This window comes from Exiguobacterium sp. s89 (assembly GCF_018617735.1).
GTDB lineage: Bacteria > Bacillota > Bacilli > Exiguobacteriales > Exiguobacteriaceae > Exiguobacterium > Exiguobacterium marinum.
This window is the reverse complement of the sequence record NZ_JACSKS010000002.1, coordinates 377,088-397,784: the sequence shown is the minus strand read 5'-3', so window position 1 is coordinate 397,784 and position 20,697 is coordinate 377,088. Positions and strand designations below refer to the sequence as shown.

General features: G+C 52.4%; 29 protein-coding genes and 1 other annotated feature. Of the genes, 15 read left to right on the top strand and 14 right to left on the bottom strand.

The genetic code is table 11. The annotated features are described in order from the left end of the window. Positions 1-111: 111 nt before the first annotated feature. Together KNO96_RS08045 and KNO96_RS08040 are read right to left on the bottom strand one after the other, a co-directional pair. Positions 112-1,422, bottom strand: a complete 1,311-nt coding sequence (locus KNO96_RS08045) for an Ig-like domain-containing protein (RefSeq protein ID WP_214703288.1) — start codon at positions 1,420-1,422, stop codon at positions 112-114. A gap of 172 nt (positions 1,423-1,594) precedes the next feature. Then, complete coding sequence (locus tag KNO96_RS08040; protein WP_251125102.1) at positions 1,595-1,969, bottom strand: nuclear transport factor 2 family protein; 375 nt, start codon at positions 1,967-1,969, stop codon at positions 1,595-1,597. Positions 1,970-2,653: 684 nt separating this feature from the next. On the opposite strand from KNO96_RS08040, the gene KNO96_RS08035 reads away from it, so the two are divergent. Beyond that, complete coding sequence (locus KNO96_RS08035; RefSeq protein ID WP_214703511.1) at positions 2,654-2,812, top strand: NlpC/P60 family protein; 159 nt, start codon at positions 2,654-2,656, stop codon at positions 2,810-2,812. Positions 2,813-2,824: 12 nt separating this feature from the next. Continuing rightward, on the top strand, positions 2,825-3,091 hold the full coding sequence (locus KNO96_RS08030; RefSeq protein WP_214703287.1) for a hypothetical protein: 267 nt from the start codon (positions 2,825-2,827) through the stop codon (positions 3,089-3,091). Between the two features lie 49 nt (positions 3,092-3,140). Beyond that, positions 3,141-3,371, top strand: a binding site (T-box leader). On the opposite strand, the gene KNO96_RS08025 is transcribed toward KNO96_RS08030, so the two are convergent. Continuing rightward, positions 3,368-3,946 (bottom strand): DUF3885 domain-containing protein, encoded by a 579-nt coding sequence (locus KNO96_RS08025; RefSeq protein WP_214703286.1) that lies wholly within the window; start codon positions 3,944-3,946, stop codon positions 3,368-3,370. It overlaps the preceding feature by 4 nt. Before the next feature lie 66 nt (positions 3,947-4,012). Here KNO96_RS08025 and KNO96_RS08020 point away from each other — a divergent pair, with 66 nt between their 5' ends. Continuing rightward, the gene (locus KNO96_RS08020) at positions 4,013-4,426 is read left to right on the top strand and encodes an anthranilate synthase component II (protein ID WP_353047587.1); all 414 of its coding nucleotides are present in this window, start codon (positions 4,013-4,015) and stop codon (positions 4,424-4,426) included. A 102-nt stretch (positions 4,427-4,528) separates the two neighbouring features. Here the strand turns inward: KNO96_RS08020 and KNO96_RS08015 are convergent, their stop codons facing one another. From KNO96_RS08015 to KNO96_RS07980, 7 genes are all read right to left on the bottom strand, one after another. Beyond that, complete coding sequence (locus KNO96_RS08015; protein WP_214703285.1) at positions 4,529-5,224, bottom strand: ferredoxin reductase domain-containing protein; 696 nt, start codon at positions 5,222-5,224, stop codon at positions 4,529-4,531. A gap of 17 nt (positions 5,225-5,241) precedes the next feature. Then, positions 5,242-5,994, bottom strand: a complete 753-nt coding sequence (locus tag KNO96_RS08010; RefSeq protein WP_012727166.1) for an iron ABC transporter ATP-binding protein — start codon at positions 5,992-5,994, stop codon at positions 5,242-5,244. Further along, the gene (locus KNO96_RS08005; protein WP_214703284.1) at positions 5,991-7,049 is read right to left on the bottom strand and encodes an iron chelate uptake ABC transporter family permease subunit; all 1,059 of its coding nucleotides are present in this window, start codon (positions 7,047-7,049) and stop codon (positions 5,991-5,993) included. Before KNO96_RS08005 ends, KNO96_RS08010 begins: the two co-directional genes overlap by 4 nt. Then, complete coding sequence (locus tag KNO96_RS08000; protein ID WP_026825254.1) at positions 7,046-8,050, bottom strand: ABC transporter permease; 1,005 nt, start codon at positions 8,048-8,050, stop codon at positions 7,046-7,048. Before KNO96_RS08000 ends, KNO96_RS08005 begins: the two co-directional genes overlap by 4 nt. Positions 8,051-8,059: 9 nt before the next feature. Continuing rightward, a complete protein-coding gene (locus tag KNO96_RS07995; protein ID WP_214703283.1) occupies positions 8,060-9,061 on the bottom strand; it encodes a siderophore ABC transporter substrate-binding protein in 1,002 nt (333 codons plus the stop codon). A gap of 246 nt (positions 9,062-9,307) precedes the next feature. Then, on the bottom strand, positions 9,308-9,601 hold the full coding sequence (locus tag KNO96_RS07990; RefSeq protein WP_214703282.1) for a hypothetical protein: 294 nt from the start codon (positions 9,599-9,601) through the stop codon (positions 9,308-9,310). Positions 9,602-9,890: 289 nt separating this feature from the next. Beyond that, positions 9,891-10,457: a zinc dependent phospholipase C family protein gene (locus KNO96_RS07980; protein ID WP_214703281.1), complete on the bottom strand. Its 567-nt coding sequence runs from the start codon at positions 10,455-10,457 to the stop codon at positions 9,891-9,893. 117 nt (positions 10,458-10,574) lie between these two features. On the opposite strand from KNO96_RS07980, the gene KNO96_RS07975 reads away from it, so the two are divergent. The 6 genes from KNO96_RS07975 (at position 10,575) to KNO96_RS07950 (ending at position 13,370) form a co-directional block, all read left to right on the top strand. Continuing rightward, positions 10,575-11,102: a TetR/AcrR family transcriptional regulator gene (locus tag KNO96_RS07975; RefSeq protein ID WP_214703280.1), complete on the top strand. Its 528-nt coding sequence runs from the start codon at positions 10,575-10,577 to the stop codon at positions 11,100-11,102. A gap of 1 nt (position 11,103) precedes the next feature. Further along, positions 11,104-11,412 carry a DMT family transporter gene (locus KNO96_RS07970; RefSeq protein WP_214703279.1) on the top strand — a complete coding sequence of 103 codons (309 nt, stop codon included), beginning with the start codon at positions 11,104-11,106 and terminating at the stop codon, positions 11,410-11,412. An 11-nt stretch (positions 11,413-11,423) separates the two neighbouring features. Further along, positions 11,424-11,756, top strand: coding sequence for a DMT family transporter (locus KNO96_RS07965; protein WP_214703278.1), 333 nt, complete (start codon positions 11,424-11,426; stop codon positions 11,754-11,756). After that, entirely contained in the window at positions 11,753-12,112 is a 360-nt protein-coding gene (locus KNO96_RS07960) for a nuclear transport factor 2 family protein (RefSeq protein ID WP_214703277.1), read from the top strand. The genes KNO96_RS07965 and KNO96_RS07960 overlap by 4 nt, the downstream gene beginning before the upstream one ends. Positions 12,113-12,181: 69 nt before the next feature. After that, positions 12,182-12,781, top strand: a complete 600-nt coding sequence (locus tag KNO96_RS07955) for a short chain dehydrogenase (protein WP_214703276.1) — start codon at positions 12,182-12,184, stop codon at positions 12,779-12,781. A 118-nt stretch (positions 12,782-12,899) separates the two neighbouring features. Then, a complete protein-coding gene (locus KNO96_RS07950; protein WP_214703275.1) occupies positions 12,900-13,370 on the top strand; it encodes a hypothetical protein in 471 nt (156 codons plus the stop codon). A 41-nt stretch (positions 13,371-13,411) separates the two neighbouring features. On the opposite strand, the gene KNO96_RS07945 is transcribed toward KNO96_RS07950, so the two are convergent. The 3 genes from KNO96_RS07945 to KNO96_RS07935 are packed head-to-tail and all read right to left on the bottom strand — an operon-like array spanning position 13,412 to position 15,245. Further along, the gene (locus KNO96_RS07945; RefSeq protein ID WP_214703274.1) at positions 13,412-13,774 is read right to left on the bottom strand and encodes a VOC family protein; all 363 of its coding nucleotides are present in this window, start codon (positions 13,772-13,774) and stop codon (positions 13,412-13,414) included. A 2-nt stretch (positions 13,775-13,776) separates the two neighbouring features. After that, positions 13,777-14,544 (bottom strand): ABC transporter permease, encoded by a 768-nt coding sequence (locus tag KNO96_RS07940; protein ID WP_214703273.1) that lies wholly within the window; start codon positions 14,542-14,544, stop codon positions 13,777-13,779. Then, the gene (locus KNO96_RS07935; RefSeq protein ID WP_214703272.1) at positions 14,544-15,245 is read right to left on the bottom strand and encodes an ABC transporter ATP-binding protein; all 702 of its coding nucleotides are present in this window, start codon (positions 15,243-15,245) and stop codon (positions 14,544-14,546) included. Before KNO96_RS07935 ends, KNO96_RS07940 begins: the two co-directional genes overlap by 1 nt. Positions 15,246-15,346: 101 nt before the next feature. On the opposite strand from KNO96_RS07935, the gene relB reads away from it, so the two are divergent. Next, on the top strand, positions 15,347-15,571 hold the full coding sequence (gene relB, locus KNO96_RS07930; protein WP_214703271.1) for a type II toxin-antitoxin system RelB family antitoxin: 225 nt from the start codon (positions 15,347-15,349) through the stop codon (positions 15,569-15,571). Positions 15,572-15,861: 290 nt separating this feature from the next. Here the strand turns inward: relB and KNO96_RS07925 are convergent, their stop codons facing one another. Beyond that, positions 15,862-16,578, bottom strand: a complete 717-nt coding sequence (locus tag KNO96_RS07925) for a GntR family transcriptional regulator (protein ID WP_214703270.1) — start codon at positions 16,576-16,578, stop codon at positions 15,862-15,864. A gap of 174 nt (positions 16,579-16,752) precedes the next feature. Between KNO96_RS07925 and KNO96_RS07920 the strand changes: the two genes are divergently transcribed. From KNO96_RS07920 to KNO96_RS07900, 5 genes are read left to right on the top strand one after another with little or no spacing between them, the layout of a single operon-like run. Further along, positions 16,753-18,072, top strand: coding sequence for a 6-phospho-beta-glucosidase (locus KNO96_RS07920; RefSeq protein ID WP_026825240.1), 1,320 nt, complete (start codon positions 16,753-16,755; stop codon positions 18,070-18,072). Further along, entirely contained in the window at positions 18,069-19,388 is a 1,320-nt protein-coding gene (locus KNO96_RS07915; RefSeq protein WP_214703269.1) for a PTS sugar transporter subunit IIC, read from the top strand. Before KNO96_RS07920 ends, KNO96_RS07915 begins: the two co-directional genes overlap by 4 nt. Further along, the gene (locus KNO96_RS07910) at positions 19,385-19,717 is read left to right on the top strand and encodes a PTS sugar transporter subunit IIA (RefSeq protein ID WP_026825238.1); all 333 of its coding nucleotides are present in this window, start codon (positions 19,385-19,387) and stop codon (positions 19,715-19,717) included. The genes KNO96_RS07915 and KNO96_RS07910 overlap by 4 nt, the downstream gene beginning before the upstream one ends. Then, a complete protein-coding gene (locus KNO96_RS07905) occupies positions 19,714-20,007 on the top strand; it encodes a PTS sugar transporter subunit IIB (protein ID WP_214703268.1) in 294 nt (97 codons plus the stop codon). The genes KNO96_RS07910 and KNO96_RS07905 overlap by 4 nt, the downstream gene beginning before the upstream one ends. Continuing rightward, a complete protein-coding gene (locus KNO96_RS07900) occupies positions 20,000-20,695 on the top strand; it encodes a carbohydrate deacetylase (RefSeq protein WP_214703267.1) in 696 nt (231 codons plus the stop codon). Before KNO96_RS07905 ends, KNO96_RS07900 begins: the two co-directional genes overlap by 8 nt. Positions 20,696-20,697: the final 2 nt, after the last annotated feature.

The following is a 20,697-nucleotide window of genomic DNA, read 5'->3' as shown; positions in this document are numbered from 1 at the left end:
ATGTAACAAAAATGTTTCGACATTGTTTCAATCTATTCGTCGAATCGTCTTTCTTCCTATAAAGAAAGAGATCTTCGCATACAAAAGACCGGTGTTTCCACCGGTCCCTCATTAGTAACCTGCGTATTGAAGCGATTGGATGAAGGCGCGTTTTTCCGCACCTGATAAGTTGAACTCGAGGTCGAATTCGCTACCTTCGATTGTGACGACGATCCGGTTTTCCGGACGTACGTACTTGTCGACGAAGTTGATGAGTTTCGTGCTCGGGTCGAATAGGAACGACTCTTCAATCGAACTGTCATCATACATTTCGTACGTCACATCATCTTCTGAGATATTTTGTGAGTATGTCGCGCGCCCAACGCGGAGTGTCATCTTCTCAAACCCTGCGATTTCCCCATCTTCCGCAAAGTAGTTGAGCAGGAAGTTCAGGTTTGATTTAGATGGATGACCGAGAAAGGCCGGTGCGAATGTCTCGGCGTAGCGCGTGTCACCACTTGAACGGAATGCTTCTTTATGGAGCGTCAACTTCATGCCTTCAATATAGACACGATGGAAGTCATGATAGAGTGCATGTTGCACCGTGATTGCTTTTGGTTTACTGACGTTGCCTGCACCGTCGCGGATGACGAGTGACATCTTCTGTCCCATCTTTTGAGCAGGGATTGGGACGATGAACCCACCGTGTGACATGACCGGTGCCGTGTACGTTTTGCTGCCGATTGTGACGATGGCCGTCGAATATGGTTCTGCCTTACCGTAAACGCCACGCATCGATGCCGTCACCGATTTTGTCAACGTTGCCGGTTTCGGTGCGTACCGGTCTTTGTAGACGCTACGTTTTGACATGTCGCTCGTCGCACCTTTCGTCGTGACCGTCTTCGCCGAGAGCCACGAGTAAGCAGGTTGAGCTACAATCCCACGACGATAGAGACCGTTCGCATCGAACTTCCCTTTATACGTCTTGTCGCCGATCATGAGCTCGACGTATTGTCCCGGCTCCCCGAGGACACGCACTTCGCGCGATGTCTCCGTCAACGGTTTGATGACCGGTGCATCAGGACGTGCTTCCGGGTCTTCTGCGACGATCGCACGCGTCGTCTCACTGATGTTGCCGCTCAGGTCGACGAGACGGACATCAATCACTTTCCCGACCGACTGTGGAGACATCTTGAAGACGGCCTCGCCACCTTCTAAGATGGTACGGACGTACGTCTTACTGTTGATCATGATCTCCGCTTTCGCTGCGACCTCACCCGTGATCGTGAGTGAGTTCGACGTGTGGAGTGGTGCTGATAACACAGGGGCGTCAGGTGCTGTGACGTCTTCAGTCGTCTCCGCGTTGACGGCTGTTGAAGGAACGATTCCTCCGAATGCGAGCGTAGTCGCTAAGAAAAGAGCTGCATATTTTGGTTGTTTCATAATGAATTTGGGTCCTCCTCAGGAATAATGACAATCGTTTACAAAATTATTATAATCTGTCCTTTTTCAAAAGGGTACATAATTTTTCTAAAATAGTCATATATTTTTCAAATTCACATTTCCTTCATTTTATAAAAAAACACTCCATCGATTTGGAGTGTCTAAACGCTTATTATCCTTCGTTGATCATCGTCGCTTGTCCGCCTTGCCATAACCAGACGCCATCTTCTTTCGTATAAAGATGAAGCATCCAGAAGCGACCTTCGTAGGCGTTCGTGCCGAGGATGAACTTCTCCTCGAGCAAGAGTTGGACGACGGCGAGGTCGCCGCGTACCGTCTCGTCGAACGTCACCGTCTCCTGTGCGCTCCATTGAATCGCCGTCGGGTCGACGTACTGGTCCAAGAACGTCTCTTTATCGAACTGACGCCCGCTCGAATCGACATATCGGAACGAGTCGTGCATGAGCGCCCGCATCGCGTCGAGATCGCCGGCCACTTGATGGGCCGACCGGTCGTCAGAAAGTTGTTTCATGTTGAGTGTCTCCATAGTTGTCCCTTCCTTTCCCCGTCCATCATAGCACAGATGACGAACAGCGAACGAGTGGAATGCAGAACATCGAATGACTCAATCATTTCCCTCTTATCGAAATATGCAACCTATTTCACATTGGCTACGTATATACTAAAAACTGTAAATTTCATGAATCGAAGTGGAAATGTTGAAACGAATCTTCAGTTTGCCTGTTCTCTTTACTTTTTATTGGACTCTCACCGCACAGGCGGTCGGGTCAGATGCCATGCTTCGTGCCGGCATGACCCTCTATGCCGACCCGGAGGAATCAATCGTCCTGCTCGTGACGGATGAGCCGAGACGGGTCGAGATCCATGACGTGACCGAGACGCATACGTCCGTCACGGTCGATACTCAGAACGGATTCGTCCGAAATGACGCCTTGGTACACGCTCTCACACGTTACATCCAAACAGAAACTGATACGCTCGATGCTGCCGGTAAGATCATCGGCTCCCTCGTCCGTGGCGAACAGACGAGCGTCTATGGCACCATCGGAGACACTGCCCGCCTCTTCAAGGACGGCGTCTACGTCTATATGAAACGCGACGTGCTCGCAGACAAGATGCCGCGCTACACGAAGACAGGCCGCCGCTATGCGCTCGCCGCGATCAACATCTATCAGGACACGGACAAGAAACAAGTGGTCGTCGCGGGGACATCGTCTTCTTCGCCGGCACGTATAAATCCGGTCCATCGCACATCGGCATCATGCTCGATGATGAGCTCTTCATCCATGCCGGGGGCGAGATGCTTCAAATCAACTCGATCCATGACCCGATGTGGCATCCGTACTTCCTAGGATACAAATCGTTTTAAGGAGGACTCTCCATGTTTCACTATATCGACCCGTTCCTATGGCAACTCGTGATTGTCCCAACGCTTACAATCGGACTAGGGGTCGCCATCGCACTGCGCCTGAAGCGTTTGTCTATCGCTCCCTTGATCACGCTCTTCGCCTATTGGGTCCTAGAGTGGTTCATGTATCGGGGCACCCTCTTCTTCTTTACAAAGTGGTGGCTCCTTCCCCTCCTGGCGTTGGGGATCACGTTCACGTTCATCGGCAAACGTCAGGTGGAGCACCCTTCGGTCAAATGATGCTTGACAATGCATCTTTATCCCATTAAAGTAACGATAACATTCATACGAACTCGCGATGAGAAAGAAGAGTAGCGCGAAGGGACGTCTTCAGAAAGCCGGTGGTCGATGCGAACCGGTGTCGTGCCTTGCGTGAATGGGCTTTTGAGCGTTCAGACCGACATGTAGGCTCTGACGGGTCCTCCCGTTATCGGGGACAGCGAATGATGGTTCGCGATAACGGGAAGACAAGGCGTCTTTCAACGAAGGTGGCAACACGGGGAATCTCCTCGTCCTTCATGTCCGATCGGGCATGTGGGACGGGGAGATTTTTTGTTTGAGCGATTGGAGGTGGGTTGGCGACGTACCACGGATATACGCACCGCGGTCATCGTATACGAACAAGACGTGCCCCTCTCGTTCGTGGATGAACTGAACGAACGGATACGTCGTATATTGACCGTTCAAACGAGGTTTCGATTTTCTATAAAAGTCTTGATAACAAATCGCCTCGAGGAGTGGTCGCACACGGATTGCGGACTTGTCCGCTATCGGCACAGTGAACATCCATAACGGTTCGTCATCGAACGTGTACGATGTGGCGGTCGTCTTGAAGCGCACCGACTTGTCCCGGATATAACGGAACAGACGGGTCGGTTTGACGGGCTGTCCATATACATGCCAAACGATCCGGATGGGGTCGCCTTCTTCGAACAACGCATCAAACAATTGCTGGGCATGTTGTACGACAGCCTCAAAATACTCAAGATTCAGTTCATCGGATTTGATGTCAACGTAAGGTGACAGCGTATCCTCGAGTTCGATGTGCTCGGTCAACGCTTCACCTGAAAATTGGTCAGGTCGTAAAACTGACATCGGCATATCCCCTTTCTATTACCCATTATAAGGAGGTTCTTTCAATGCAACAACGGATGATCAATGGTGACGAACTCACACCGGTGGCAATCTTCCACCGACTGCATAGAAGAAATCCGTCGCATGAACCCGAACGGCATCATCCTCTCCCCCGGTCCCGGCGGTCCACAAGACGCCGGTGTCTCGCTCGCGGTCGTTCGACAATTGTCCGGTTACATCCCGATTCTCGGGGTCTGTCTCGGTCACCAGGTTATCGCCGAGGCGTTCGGCGGGATCGTCGGGCGGGCGAACGAGGTGATGCATGGGAAAGTCTCACGGATCAATACGGTGCCAGGCGTCCTTTTCGAAGGCTTGTCGATGGACGTCATGCGCTATCACTCGCTCGTCGTACAAGAGACCGAACTAACGGTCACGGCGGAGACGACAGACGGCGTCATCATGGCACTCGAACACCCGACGCATCCGACGTACGGTGTCTAGTTCCATCCCGAGTCGATTGGGACCCCGGACGGACGTGGCATCTTCGAGCGCTTCGTCCAGCTGTGCACGAAAAAACCGGGGCACGTGTCCCCGGTTTGAGTATCAGCCTAAAAAGTCTTCTCGCTGAAAATCATGTTTGTCGATCTTGATGTTGTCACAGGCCACCCCGTTTGTCCGGAGCACCTGAATCGTTTCACGCAACAGCTCATCACTGCCAACGATATAGAACAAGGCGTCCTTGTCGGATGCCATCCTCTCCACGCGCTCGTAGTAGTCTTTCCGACTCGGCACGAACTCTGACGTGAAGCGTTCGTTCGATTCGAAGATGTCACCGAATAGATACGCCTTCGACGAATCGACGTTCAACGAATGAAGATGCGGGACGCCTTCCCCGTTCGCCAAATAGTCGAGGACGACCGGACGGAATGTCGCGAGTCCGACCCCAGCCGATAACAAGTAGACATTCTTCCCACTCCGTTCGAGCGGGACGTTCGAATGTGTCTTGAACAAGGCGACCTTGTCCCCCGGTACCATGTCGCGAAGGATTGATTTGAACGTCGAGCATTCGGATTTGATGCGGGTCGTAATCCCGATTGCCCCTTCGTTTGGCAATGTCGAGATCGACATATGGCGGACGAGGCTCCGGTCCGGTTTGTCCCCGGCGTTGAACCCTTCGAGCGCGAGATGCGTGTGCGCCCCTTCCTGCCACGTAAATTCAGGTGGCATGGCGAGATGGAACGTGTATGTATCCGGTGCCTCCGCCACTACTTTGGTGATCGGTGTCCAGTCAATTTTCATGTGAATCCTCCCTTTCGTTAATACACCGCAATTGGCCCATACGGACCTTCGATGATTTCCAGTTTCGTCTCAAAAATATCGGATAAAATCTTCGCGTCCATGATTTCATCGACCGTTCCGAACGCAGCAATCTGCCCGTCTTTCATCGCACAGATGCGATCCGAATATTTCGCCGCGAAGTTGATATCGTGGAGCACCGTGACGATCGTCCGACCAAACTCATCGGCGACGTGGCGTAAATATTCCATCATCTGTACCGAGCGAGCGATGTCTAAGTTGTTGAGCGGCTCATCGAGGAGGACGTATTCCGTCTCCTGACAGAGCACCATCGCCACATACGCACGCTGCCTTTGTCCCCCTGAGAGCTCGTCGAGATAGCGGTTCTCGAGCGCGGTCAAGTCGAGGAAGTCGATATATTTCGAGATGATCGCCTCGTCCTCTTTCGTGAGGCGTCCTTTCGAATAAGGGAAACGCCCGAACCCGGCGAGTTGTCGGACCGTGAGCCTTGTCACGAAGTGATTCTCTTGACGCAGGATCGTGATGATTTTCGCCAAGTCTTTCGACTTCGTGCTCGACACGTCCATGCCGGCGACTTGGATCTGTCCCTCGTCTAAATTGAGCAACCGTCCGATCATCATGAGCGTCGTCGACTTGCCCGCCCCGTTCGGTCCAATCAATGAGGTGAACCCGGCTTTCGGGATGTCGAGCGTAAGCGGTCCGATGTGGACATCGTCTGTATACGATTTTTTGACTTGTTCGATTTGAATCATAGCGACCTCTTCCTTAGAATGACGGCCAAGAAGATGAGTCCGCCGAACAGTTCGATGATGACGGAGACGACACTTGGCGTCTGGAATATGTGATACATAAAGAAATACGCGCTCGTCAGGACGAAGAACCCTAGGGCGAACGCCATCGGGAAGACGTATTTATGGTCATACGTCGAGGCGACCTGATAGCTGAGCGTCGCGACTAAAAATCCGAAGAACGTGAGCGGGCCGATGAGCGCTGTCGAGACGGACATGAGGAGTGAGATCAAGACGAGCGTGTAGATGACGCTCCTCCGATGGTTCACCCCGAACGTCGTCGCGACGTCCTTGCCGAGTGCGACGATATTCAAGCGGTTCGAGAACAGGAACAAGAGTGTCCCGGCGATGACGACGATGGGGATGACGATGGGGAAGTACGCTACGTCCGCATTCGTCACCGAACCGAACAGTCGCGCCTGCAGGATATCGAACTCGGACGGGGCGAGCATGCGGCGCATGAACGACGACACCGAGTTCAGTCCCGTCCCGATGATGATCCCGACGAGCAGCATGAGCTGCAAGTTGGCGTATTTGCCTGACAAGAGCCATCCGTAGAGGAGAAGACTCATCGTCACCATGAGACCGACTTGGGTCAAGAAGGCGCCCGTTCCCGAAAATCCAATCAATGCCCCTGCCCCGAAGAAGAACACCATGCTCGTCTGAATCGTCGAGTACAGTGCGTCGAATCCAAGGAGCGATGGCGTGATGATGCGGTTGTTCGTCACGGAGTGGAATGCGACCGTCGCGAGGCTTTGACAGAGTGCCGCAATCAACATCGTGACGATGGCGACGATTCGCCGTTCCACGACCGGCACGAATGACGGAGAGTCGATCGGGACCGGATTGTTATAAAGGAGAAGCCCGAGCGCACACAACAGTCCCCCGAGAATGAAGGCACTTAAGAAGAGCCAGTAGCGTCTGCTCGCCCGTTTTGATTGAAACGCCGAAGCGTGACGTTCTTCTCTCAATTCCCCGATTGATACGTCGACACTGTCTCGTTCCATGACCGTACTCATCGAACCCCTCCCTTCTTCCGTTGTCGCATCAAGATCATGATGAAGACGACTGCCCCGACCGTCCCGAGAATCAGTGAGACCGGGAGTTCGAACGGCATGATGATCGTCCGTGAAATCAAGTCACTGACGAGAATCGCACCCATCCCGACAAGACAGACCCATGGCAGGTTACTGCGCAAATCATCCCCGCGGAACATCGAAACGAGGTTCGGGACGATGAGTCCAAGGAACGGTAAATTCCCGATGACCGTCGCCACGACCCCGACCGATAAGGCGATGAGCCCCGTCGCCATCATCATGAGCTGGTTATAGTTCACGCCGAGACTCGTCGCGATGTCTTCACCTAACCCCGCGAGCGTCAAGCGATTCGCCAGTAAGAAGATGAGTACCGTCACGACGATGATGACCCATAAATACTCGTAGCGCCCGATTTGCACTGAAGCGAATGAACCGACAAACCAGCCTTCAATTGCCTGACTTGCCCGGAAAAATAGACCGAGGAACGTCGAGATCGCCGAGATGACCGCCCCTAACATGAGCCCGATGATCGGCACGATGAGCGACGAACGGAGTTTGACCGAACGTAAGAACCAGAAGAAGACCATCGTCCCGATGAATGCGAAGACGATTGCCCCGGTCATCCGCATCATGAGGCTCGGTGCCGGTACGAGTAAATAAACGGTGAGCAGTCCGAGACCCGCCCATTCGAGCGTCCCCGTCGTCGTCGGCTCGACAAGTCGGTTTTGCGTGATGAGCTGCATGACGAGCCCCGCCATCGCCATCGCCGCACCCGTCAACATGAGGGCGACCGTCCGTGGGACTCGGGTGATCCAAAACATATCGAAGCCGTCTGTCCGTGACAGATCGTACACCCCGGTAAAGAGCGACAGCACCGCCAAACCGAGGACGATGATCACGGTGAACACGAACGACTTCGTCCACAATCTAGAAAAGGAGGGCTGAGACATCGTCTCAACCCTGGCTGTCAATGGTTTTTGCATGACGGAACCTTACTTCGCGAGCGCTTCCGTGACACTGTTGAAAAATTCCGTGTACGTTTGAATCGATTCGTTCAAGTACGTGTCTTTCGGGGCATAGACGATTTGCTCTTTCGTCACAGCCGTCGTCTTTTGAAGCGCCGGTGCGTTGTCGATCACGTCTTCGGCTGGTACTGCGCCTTCTGCGTCACCGAGTGGTGCGTCACGGTCGAGAACGAACAACCAGTCTGGGTTGCTTTCTGCGATGGCTTCGACAGATACTTCGTCGCCTTCGTGGTCACCTGTCGTCTTCTCGACTTCAAGGGCTGGGACCCATCCGAAGATGTCATACATCGGTCCGAACACGCGTCCCGTTACCGGTGCTGAGAACCCGATGTCTCCGCCCGATACGATGACCGACATGATTGTGTCTTCTCCGTTGTATGCCGCTTTCGCGTCTTCGATCGACTTGTCGAGGTCCGCGACGATCGTTTCGGCTTCTGTGTTTTTGTCAAAGATTTTTCCGAGTGTGAGCGTCGTGTCTGTCAATCCTTTGACTAAAATCTCCCCCGGTGTGCCTGAATCCTCTGGAATCTCGATGTTCAAGTCGATGACCGCTGCTTCTGGTACCAACTTTTTGATGTCCTCGTAGTAATCTGCGAAGCGTTGACCGACGATGACGACGTCTGGGTCAACTCCCGCAATCGCCTCTAAGTTCGGCTCGAAGTGCATGCCGACATCACTGATGTCTTTGTCTGATGCATATGGTGACTCCGTTGGAAGGAGTCCGATTGGTGCCGCCACCAAGTTGATGTCCCATGCTGCCAATGTTTCGAACGTCCGGTTATCGAGGGCGACGACCTTCTCCGGATTGACCGGTACCTCGATCGTGCCATGTGCGTCTGTAATCTCGACCGTCTCTGTCTTTGTTGCGCTGCCGACGTTCTCTTCTTTCTTCGTCTCACTCGTTCCGCCACATGCGGCGAGTACGAAGACGAGCAACGTCAACATGAGTGAAATCTTGAATTTCCCCACTTCATCCATCTCCTCTGTATGTAAAGTTCAATGATTCTCGCACTAAAAACGAGCAACGTTGGTTATGTATGTCTATTCTCGCGTTCTCGTTATCAGTGATAATGATTATCATTGTCGTTTTCATCAAGTAGCATAACAAACAAAATTAGGATACGCAATGCCAATTTGACAAGATTCGGATAGGAAAATTTTTCTTTCCATAGATGCACGCACAAAAAAAGAAAGCGGAGAGGTCCACTTTCAAAGTTACTCATTGTCATGACGATTTCGTTTTCGATCGAGAATGATGTATGTGACGAATAAGACGAACGTATACATCGCTGAGAAAATCACGATCCTCAATAATCCGTCCGGTATGATTTTCGTGATGAAGAACAGCGAGAACACGACTGAGAAAAATAAATACGGTCCTCGATCGTTAGTCGGTGTGTCTCGCCAGTAAATAATCAAGATGAGAAGCGCAAGCGGACCGCAAAGGGCATACAAGATGAAAAACGGCACGCGGCGCATCAAAAATGGAGTTGGTTTAGGCAGTTCCATTCCACTCATACCTCCGAGATCCCGTTCGCCAACAGCAACAGGAAAGTCCAAATCGACAATGGGATCATCAATCCGATTGTCGCAAGTAGCGTATAGATTTTAATGATCCGATCCTTCGTGAACAGTCCCCAAATCAACGTGGCGAACAAGGCGATGTCAATCGCGAGATATACCTAGATGACCGTCATCAACTCAAGGTTCGGAAACACTCGACCGTTCAAGGTGAAGAAGGTGATCACCGTCACGATAAAGAGTCCGAGCGTTGCGTATAGTGGTGCGTAGCGCCTCTTCATACGAGCATCGCCCGCTTCCGTTTGACCATCTCCAGGCAGCGGCGGACACACGTATCAACGTAGCCATCCAATTGATCAGGGAGGAACATCGTGTACGTCCCCTCCTCCGTCATCGCCGCGTCCCGCTCGACTTTCTCGACCAGTTCAATGAGCTCTGGATTTCCTTTCAAGCGTTCAAAATCGAACGTCTCGAGACGTTCCGACAGCCGAGCATTGTACGCATCAAAGTCCGCATAATAGGCCGCCTGTTTTGACGGGTCCTGGGTGATGAGTTCTTTCAACCAACCTTTATAGAACCCCTGCAACCAGATCTCATCCGCGACGAGATGCGCGTAATAGCCGAGTCGATATGAGAATTCTTCCTCCTTGCTGTCAATCCAATATTGGGAAAGATCTAAACGACGAGATAAATCATCATGGCGTCCTGCGTAGTAATGGGATGCCTCTTTTTCAGTCGTTGCATCCGGTGCGAGACTTCCAAGCAAAAATGCGACCTCATCCACCTCCGACAACGCTGGTAACATCTCATTCGCGATGACGAGATGCATCAAATGTGAACCCATGTCACGCCCCCCCTTTTCCCTGATTATTCCATCAACGTTCTATCTCGACAACCCCTCGCAAATTTTGATAGACTAACTTTACTGAACGGTCAGTAAAGTAAAGAGAGGTGTGATGGGATGAGTAAAAAACAATTGTTGCTACAGACAGCCGCCCAGATGATTCGAGAGGACGGGATCAGTCAGTTGTCGCTCGAACGATTGGCGACGAAAGCAGGAATCACGAAAGCCGGGGTCCTCTATCATTTCGACAATAAGGCCAACCTGTTGCGTCAGATGAACAAATTCGCCATCGAGACGTTCGAGAAACGAATCACCGCCCATCTATCGGACGGTCCATATTCGTTTACCCGTGCCTATGCGCTGGCGACATTGGAGGATGTCGATCACGGAGATATGGACCTCGTCGCCGTCTTCATCTCCTCACAAGAGGATGCGACGAGCGAATCGATCTGGAGTGACGTGTCGACCGGTTGGGACGAGCGATTCGCTGTCGACGGGCCGGACCAGGATGCGATTTTGAAACTTCGTCTCCTCTGTGACGGCTTTTGGTTCGCTGTCTTGTATGGGTATAGCGAATCGTTCAAGGAACGTGCGGCGACACTCATTCGGAAAGCATGTGACGAGTTGGTTCAAGGAGGATTGTAATATGGGATTCATCTATTTGATCGGGGCCATCGCCTCGGAACTGTTCGGGTCGAGCATGTTGAAAGTGAACGCCTCCTCGACGAGCCGACTTCCGATTCTCGGGGTCGCCTTCGGTTATGGGACGGCGTTTTATTTGTTGTCGCTCGCCCTCTTCACCATTCCGCTCAGCTTCGCATATGCATTTTGGAGCGGGGTCGGGACGGCACTCACGGCGGTGATCGGCTTCGTCGTCTTCCGAGAACAAATCAGTCGTCAAAAAATTGCGGGAATCGGGCTCGTCATCATCGGGCTCGTCTTGATGAAAGTGTGAGGTGAATCGGAATGAAAGCCTATCTTTTCCTCTTCTTTTCTATCGGATTTGAGGTACTCGGGACGTCGATGTTGAAACTGTCGGATGGATTCACGAATCTCGTGCCGAGCGTCATCCTCTTGGTCAGTTTCGCCGCCTCGTTCACCCTCATGGGCATCGTGTTGAAGACGATCCCGCTCAGTATCGCCTATAGCATCTGGGCTGGACTCGGGACCGTGGCGACAGGACTCATCGGAGTGTTCGTGTATGGGGAAGTTCTTTCGGCGTTGAACGGAATCGGTCTCTTGTTGATCGTCCTCGGCGTCATCGTCATGAATCAACGAAGAGAGGAAGTCGTGACATGAACGAGTTGGCAAATCACCTTCAAACATTGGAAGAAGCGTTACTCACGACGGAAGTCAGGCAGTCGACGGAGCGTTTGCGTGAACTATTTACCGACGACTTCTTTGAAATCGGTAGCTCGGGACGGTTGCTGTATCAAGACTGGGATCAGACGACACTCCAGCTCGACCCGATTGAGGCCGAGTTATCCGAATTCACGCTGCATCCGTTGACGGAAGGTCACGTTTTGGTGGCGTACCGTCTCGTTCAACCGGTATTGAATCGCGAAACACGCCGTAGCTCGATTTGGGTATTCGCGGACGGACGTTGGAAGATGCGATTCCATCAAGGCACAGTCGTCCCACCGAAGGCAACTTGATTGCCGAACGTCCTCATCTTCCGCTACTCTGAAGTGGAATCTAAGCGTGACGAAAGGGGCAGTTTTCACATGGATATTTTACTCGTTGGGGCAAGCGGCACGGTCGGGCAGGCCGTCGCAAAAGAGTTGGAGAAAACACATACGATCATCCGGGCTGGGCGTAACGGGGCAGACATCAAAGTCGACCTCACTTCTGAAGACAGCATCCGCCACATGTATGAGACGGTCGGACGGGTCGACGCGGTCATCAGTACGGCGGGCAGCACGCATTTCGGTCCGCTTTCCGAGATGACGCCGGCAGATAATCAGAAGAGTATCGACAGCAAGATCAAAGGACAGGTCAACCTCGTCCTTCTCGGGCTCGATTATGTGAACGATGGCGGCAGCTTTACATTGACGAGCGGAATCTTGATGGACGAGCCGATCAAGGAAGGTGCATCGGCGGCACTGGCGAACGGTGCGATCAAAGGATTCGTGACCGGTGCAGCGATTGAGATGCCACGGGGTATCCGCATCAACCACGTCAGTCCGAACGTCCTCGTCGAAGCACTCGATTCGTATGGTCCTTATTTCCGTGGTTACGAGGCGGTACCGGGTGAACGGGTCGCCCTCGCCTATGTGAAGAGCGTCGAAGGCGCGCAGACTGGACAGACGTACGAAGTGTATTGACAACGAAGCATCTCTTCAGGAGGTGCTTTTTTCGTACCTTGTCCTTTATTTTGTCTACCTCGATCAGAAGATTCCGCTATACTTGGGGCATCTTATACCCGGGAAAGGTTGAAGTTTCATGAAAGACAAAACGTTTCGCGCCCTTTATCACATTCCCTCTTCTTTCGTCGAACATCCGCTCCAAAAGCGCGCCCTTCAGGCGGCCGGTCGTCCTCAGGAATCGATGGTCGAGGTCATCTTCCGCGTCGGTGGGTTCGGCACGTATGATGTGAGTACAATCACCTTTTTTGAGAGGGGCACCGTCCTTCGTCACATTGAGCGATCCGACCGATCCATCACCGAGCCCTTTGAATTCGAATACTACGAGGGAGAGGGAGAGGAAGCGAAACAGATGCGCGTCGCGTTTCACCTGCTTGGAACGAATTGGTGGCCAACCGTTTTCGAAGAACCGGAAGGGGTTCGCACGCTAGACGGTACACAGTGGAGCCTCAGCGTATACACGAACGGGACACTCATTCACGAGCATCATGGCAGCAACGCCTATCCGTCCGAATGGGAGCAAGTGACTCGCCTGTTCGGTATTTCTTGAAGAACGACAAAGGGAGCATCCGCAGTGGATGCTCCCTTTCGTCAGAGCGCTTGAATCATCTCGACCCGATTGCCGAACGGGTCTCGGAACTCGAAGCGGTCGTATCCTGGAATCGGGATGCCTTCGGAGTAAGAAATCTCGTTCTCTCGAAGCGCTTCCTTCCAATGACCTAAATCCGTCACCGCGTATGCGATATGCGCTTTCGTCTTCTGTCGTTCCACGTCGTCCTCTGCCCCGACATGGACGGAACGGTCGCCGACCTGAAGCCAAAATCCGCCACGTCCTTTTAGTGACTCCGGCTTCTCGATTTCACGTAGACCGAGAAACTCACAATAGAACGCCTTCGCCTCTCGCTCCGCTCCAATTGGAATCGTGAGCTGCACATGATGAATCCCTGTGATCATGCTCATTTCCCCTTCCGATAGGTCAGTCCGATATACTGCATCTTCTCGTTGAACAAACGCGGGTACGCCAGATAGCCGACGAGCGTCGCCGAGATCGAGGCGGTCGTCAAAATTAAGAAGAGGATCAAGAGTTGATACAAAACCGCTTCCATCGGGTCGGCTCCCCCGATGATGAGACCGCTCATCATCCCCGGTAGCTGGACGAGTCCCATCGTCTTTTGCGCCTCAACGGTCGGGATCATGCTCGTGCGAATCGCATTCTTCAAGCTATTGTCGATGGCCACTTTTGGTGTGCCGCCGAGTGAAAGAATGAGTTCAATGACGTCGTCACTCCGCTCGACCTCGTCTTTGAACTTGTTCAAGAACAGGAGTGATAACACCATGCTGTTCCCGATGACCATCCCGCTGATCGGAATGACCTTTTCCGGCTCGAATGGGATGATACCGAGCCCGATCAGGAGTCCCATCGTCAGCGCTTCGATCGTCACGAGCGTCAAGACGATGATCCACATGATGCCCGGAATCCCGTCCCCTTTCCGTCGGATGTTTTGTGTCGCGGCGACAATCATGAGTAAAATCATCAACAGCATGAAGATGGGACTGTCACTCTCAAAGACAAACGTCAAGATATAGCCGATAATCAACAGTTGAATAATGGAGCGGACGGTCGCAATGATAATATCTCGCTCAAGTCCAAGTCGTAGGACGAGCGTCAAGGCAAGCGGGATGACGACGAAAATGAGCGCCGTCGCGAGTTCAATGTATGACATCAATCTTCCCCCCTGACGAATTGTTGGATGACGGGATCGTCCGACTCATCGATGAACGATGCGTCCCCGTAAGCAAGTAGTTCCCCGTCCTTCAAGAACCACATATCGTCACTTACCCGACGCGCTTGATCGAGGTCATGGGTGATCCAGATGACGGTAACGCCATACGATTGTTGCAGTTTTCGGATGAGTCGCTCAATCTCTTTCACCGTCCGGTAATCAAGGCTCGCCGTGATCTCATCGAGCAAGAGCACGTCCGGTTTATTGACGAGCGTCCGGGCGATGGCGACCCGACTTCGTTCCCCACCCGACAGTGATTTGACGGGTTGGTCGAGGAACGCCTCACTCAAGTCGACGCGATGGAGCAACTCGGCAGCCCGATCACGGTCGAGTGTCTCGTCGAAGATGGCTTTCGGGAGATTCAAGTTGTCGTACACCGTCCCTTGAATCATCGGCGCACTTTGGAACGCCATCCCGATTTTCTTTCGAAGTTCGAGGATGTCCATCTCCGCGATGTCTTCCCCTTTAAATAAAATCGTGCCCGTGTCTGGTGACAGCAATCCGTTGATATGCTTCAGACACGTCGTCTTGCCGGCGCCGCTCGGTCCGACGAACGTCGTGATTCGTCCTTCCCGAAACGTCCCGGACACATGGTGCAGGATGTCTTGATGACTCACATCTTTGAATTCAATGATTGACATGCTTCTCTCGCCTCCTGGTTCTAGTGTACAGAAAAGAGCGGATGAGGTGGTCAAGAATGCAGTCCGGAATCGGTTATAATCAGATTAAGGTGGTGTCTGTGATGGAAACCATAAATATCCATCTCAATGAAGACGATGCGAGAGTCATCAAGGAATATGCAGAAGCGAAACAGCTACACTTGTCTACTTTCATTCGCAATGTGATGATTGAACATATTCAAAACGAAAGAGACGTAAATCGATATCACGAAACGATGCATCATTATCAAAAGGAACCGAAAGCGATCTCATTTGAAGAGATGATGAAAGAATTGGACGGAGAATAAATGTTATACAAATAAAATCTACGCTAGACCATCTTTTCGAATTATGTCATCTGATCCAACATTGGAGTTACATTTTGAAATCCCTTGTCCGTGTAATGCGTTCATTTCGTACTCATTTCCTTGATAAACATAGTCATCTCAGAACAAAATGAACATGTTTATTGTGTTTAAACATGTTCATTTATGCTTAAACATAGTCATTTTCACTCAAAATGACCATGATTCTTTTTGTTATAGGTGAAACGAACAAAGCGCTCGACCGTTTCCATACGAAACAGTCGAGCGCTTTTTTAGTTATAATCCCGTTCGATGACGAAGCTCGTCTTGTCTCCGCGGAAGTAGGAGCGTGAGTATTCAATCGCCCGTCCCGACTCATCCTCTGTCACCGTCTCGATATGGAAGCACGGGGATCCGAGTGGACAGTCGAGGAGTGTACTCACCTTCTCGTCAGCTAAGGCAATCTCTAGTGCCTCTGTCGTCTTCGCGACATGCACGTCGTGGACCTCGGCCAGTGTCCGGAAGAGCGAATGCTCGGCCTGTTCCTTCGTAATCCCCGGTGCGATTTGCCATGGGATGAACGAGACCTCGTACTGTGTCGGTTCTCCGTCTGCATGACGGATTCGCTCAATCTTTTGAATCGGGGCATTGTCTTCCGCTTCAAACACCGATGCGATTTGACCTGATGCCGAGATGACCGAGATGTCGATCAATGCGACTTGCCCACGTTTCCCTTGAACGGCGAGCTGTGCCGCATAGTTGTTCGGCGTGTATGACAACGTCTGTTGTACTTTCTTCCCGGCGACGAACGTCCCGCGACCTTGTTGACGGACCAGATACCCTTCCGTCGTCAACTGGTTGAGGGCGCCTCGCACCGTCGTCCGGCTCACATCGAACTCCTCGCAAAGCGCGTACTCGGTCGGAAATTTTTCCCCTTCTTTATAGTGCCCACTCTTGATGCGGGACAGCAGTTCATCCTTGATTGCGGTTTGGAGCGTCGATTGCGACATGTCTCCATCTCCTTTACGTTAGGTTGGTTCCTTTATTGTGATACAGCAATCATACAAATGCAAATACAAAAACTAATTTGTATTATTTGTACTTTTTATATTGCGGTAAGTTGTATCATTTGTTATATTTGTTACGACAAAAAGAAATCGCTTTCAAAAGGAGGAGTTGGCACCATGGCAGTCAAGGTCGTCATCATCGGCGGTGGATCCAGTTACACCCCGGAAATCATCGAAGGATTGATCGATCGGCAAGCGACGTTCCCCGTTCGGGAGATCGTGCTCGTCGATATCGAAGAAGGGAGGGAGAAACTAGAGATCGTCGGTCGTCTCGCAGAGCGGATGATCGAGAAGTCAAACGCTGAAATCACACTCAGTTGGACGCTCGACCGAAGAGCCGCACTCGTCGGCGCAGATTTTGTATCCACACAGATTCGGGTCGGTGGACTCAAGGCACGCGCGCTCGATGAACGCATCCCGCTCAAGCACGGCTTCATCGGGCAAGAGACGAACGGCGCAGGCGGATTATTCAAAGCGTTCCGTACCATTCCTGTTCTGATCGACTTGGCAAACGAAGTCGCCGAGATTTGTCCGGATGCCTGGCTCGTCAACTTCACCAATCCGGCGGGTATCGTCACCGAGGCCGTACTCAAGCACTCATCTCATAAGAAGGTCATCGGTGTCTGCAACATCCCGTTCAACATGCGAAACTCGGTCGCTGAGATTCTCGAGACACCTGTCGAACGAGTCGCGATTGAATTTATCGGATTGAACCACTTCGTCTTCGGCCGTCACGTATGGGTCGACGGGGTGGACCGGACGAATGACGTCCTCGCCTCGCTCAACGCAGGCAACGACTACTCGCCGGCGAACATCGTCGGTCTCGGTTGGAGCGAATCGTTCCTATCGTCACTCGGCATGTTACCGAACCCGTATCACCAGTACTACTTCCAGACGAAAGATGTGTTGAAAAAAGACCTCGAGGCGTACGAACAAAACGGCACCCGTGCCGAAGTCGTGCAACAAGTCGAGGCGCAGTTGTTCGAGAAATACAAAGACGTCGACCTCGCCGTCAAACCGGAAGAGCTTGAAAAACGTGGAGGCGCCTACTATTCAGACGCTGCCTGCAACTTGATGGACTCGATTCACAACGACCGCGGTGACATCCAGACGGTCAACACGCTCAATAACGGCACAATTCGGGATTTACCAGACGATGCGGTCATCGAAGTGAACGCCGTCATCACGAAGTCCGGTCCTCGCCCCATCTCCATCGGCGCGTTGCCGCTCCCGATCCGTGGGCTCATCACGAATTTAAAAACGTTTGAACAGCTCGCCATCCAAGCGGCTGTATCCGGCACGTACGAGGACGCCTATCTTGCCTGCCTCATGAACCCGCTCATCCAAGACGAGAAACGGATCGACCCGCTTCTTAAGGAGCTGTTCACAGCGCACGAGGCGTACCTACCCCAATTCAAGAAGGAGGTCTATTCATGAACAAGTTTATTGAAATCGCGGGACGTATCGGGTCCCAAAGGCACTTAGTCGCCATCCGTGACGGATTCGTTTCCGTCATGCCACTCATCATCGTCGGGTCGCTCGCGGTCCTCATCAACAACTTCCCAGCCGTCAATATCGGTGGTCTCTCACTCGACTTCGTCGGGTCGATGAACAGTATGTTCGGCGAAGGGAATTGGCAAGGGCTCGGTGGGAGTATTTGGAACGCGTCCTTCGCGATACTCGGGCTCCTGATCGCCTTCTCGATCGGGTATAACTTGGCCCGTTCATACGGGATTGACGGGCTCGCGGCGGGTATCTTGTCGCTCGCCTCGTATATCATGCTCGTACCGGTCACGGCTGACTGGGGTCTCAACTTCGCATGGCTCGGCGCACAAGGACTCTTCGTCGCCATCATCGTATCGATCGCCGTCACAGAAATGTTCCGTTATCTCATCAATACAAAACTGACGATCAAGATGCCAGAAGGTGTACCAGGTGGGGTCACACGTTCATTCCAAGCACTCATCCCATCGATGATTATCTTGACGGTCGTCGCAGGATTCCAGCTCTTCATGACGCTCGTCGTCGAACTCAGTGTATTTGAAGTCATCTTTAAAGCAATCCAACAACCGCTCCAAGGATTCGGCGACTCACTCCCGGCTGCCTTGCTCATCGCCTTCTTGAACCACATCCTTTGGTTCTTCGGGCTTCACGGGACGAACATCATCGGCTCGGTCATCGAACCGGTCTATCTCCCGCTCATCGAGCAAAACTTGGCTGCCTTCCAAGCCGGAACATCGGCATTTGATGTACCGTACACGGTCACAAAACCGTTCTTGGATGCGTTCGTCTTCATGGGTGGATCGGGGACGACGTTCGCACTCTTACTCGCCATCTTCATCGTCGTCCGCAAACAACGGAATCACCCGTATCACCAAGTCGCAAAACTGTCGACACCAGCCAGTCTCTTCAACATCAACGAACCGGTCATCTTCGGTCTTCCGATCGTATTGAACCCAATCATGCTCGTACCGTTCATCCTAGTACCGGTCACGCTCACGATTATCTCGTACGTCGCGCTCTCAACAGGTATGGTTCCGAAGACGGTCGCCATCGTCCCTTGGACAACGCCACCAATCATCAGTGGATATTTGGTCACGGGTGGTAGCGTCCGCGGTATCTTGCTTCAAATCGTCAACTTGTCGATTGCGACAGCAATGTATATTCCATTCGTCATGGCAGGAGCGAAAGCAATGACCGCCGAAATCAATAAAAATAAAGCTACAACTGAGGAAGGAGAAAAGATTTCGTGAAAACCGAAACAATCCAAGAACTCTCGTTTATGATTATCTTGCATGCCGGGAATGCCCGTTCATCTGCATTCGAGGCCATCGCTGCTGCGAAACGCGGTGAGGCGGACGAGGCGACGGCAAAGTTGAAAGAAGCCGATGCGGCCTTCTTAGACGCTCATAAACTTCAAACTGAACTGTTACAAGAAGAGGCACGGGGGACGACGAGCGACATGAGCGTCCTCCTCGTCCATGCGCAAGACCATCTCATGACGGCGATGACTGTGAAAGAGCTCGCCGTCGAAATGATTGATATGATCACCCGTTTGAATCGATTGGAGGAAACGACATGAACATCTTACTCGTCTGCTCGGCAGGAATGTCGACATCAATTTTAGTGGAAAAAATGCGAAAAGAAGCTGCCGCACGCGGACTCGATGCATCGATTGACGCGATTCCAGAGTCTCGTTTGAAAGAACAGACGAACGTCGACGTCATCTTGATCGGACCACAAGTCCGCTACCTCGAAGGGAAAATCAAATCGTCCGTCGACGTCCCGGTGGCGGTCATCGACAACATGGCGTATGGAATGATGAAAGGGGACCTGGTCCTCGACCAGGCACTCGGTCTCGTCAATGCCTAAAACGTTCGTTCTCGTCAACGCCGATGATTTCGGATTGACGACGGGTGTGAACGCCGGCACGCTCGACAGTCATGTGAATGGAATCGTCAATTCGGCGACGATGATCATGAACGGGTATGCCGTCGAAGAAGCGGTCAGACTCGCGAACCAACATCCGTCGCTCCGCGTCGGGGTCCATCTCGTCTTGTCCTGGGGCAAGCCGCTCGCCGAGACGAGTACCCCTCTCACGAAAGAAGACGGCACGTTCCGCTACACGAGCCGCTTCTTGACTGAAGACTTGCCTGACCCGGAACTCGTCTATTTGGAGTGGAAAGCCCAAATCGAAGCGTTCCTTGCGACCGGACTCCCGCTCGACCATCTCGACAGCCACCATCACATTCACGGCTGGCCGGTCCTCCATGACGTCATCATTCGCCTCGCCGAAGAATACGACACGACGTTTCGGGCCTTAACGAATCTCGGGACGCGCCGAGACTTGTGGGTGACCGAACGGTTCAGTGATCAGTTCTACGCGGACGGTGTCTCCCATGCGACGCTCGATGCCATCGAACCAGGAGAATCCATCGAAGTGATGGTCCATCCGGCCGACCTCGATGATCGTCTTCCAAACGCCACCTCATACCTCGTACCACGCCTCCTCGAAAAACAGGTGTTGGTCGACTATGAACGCCCCGATTGGTGGGCATGACA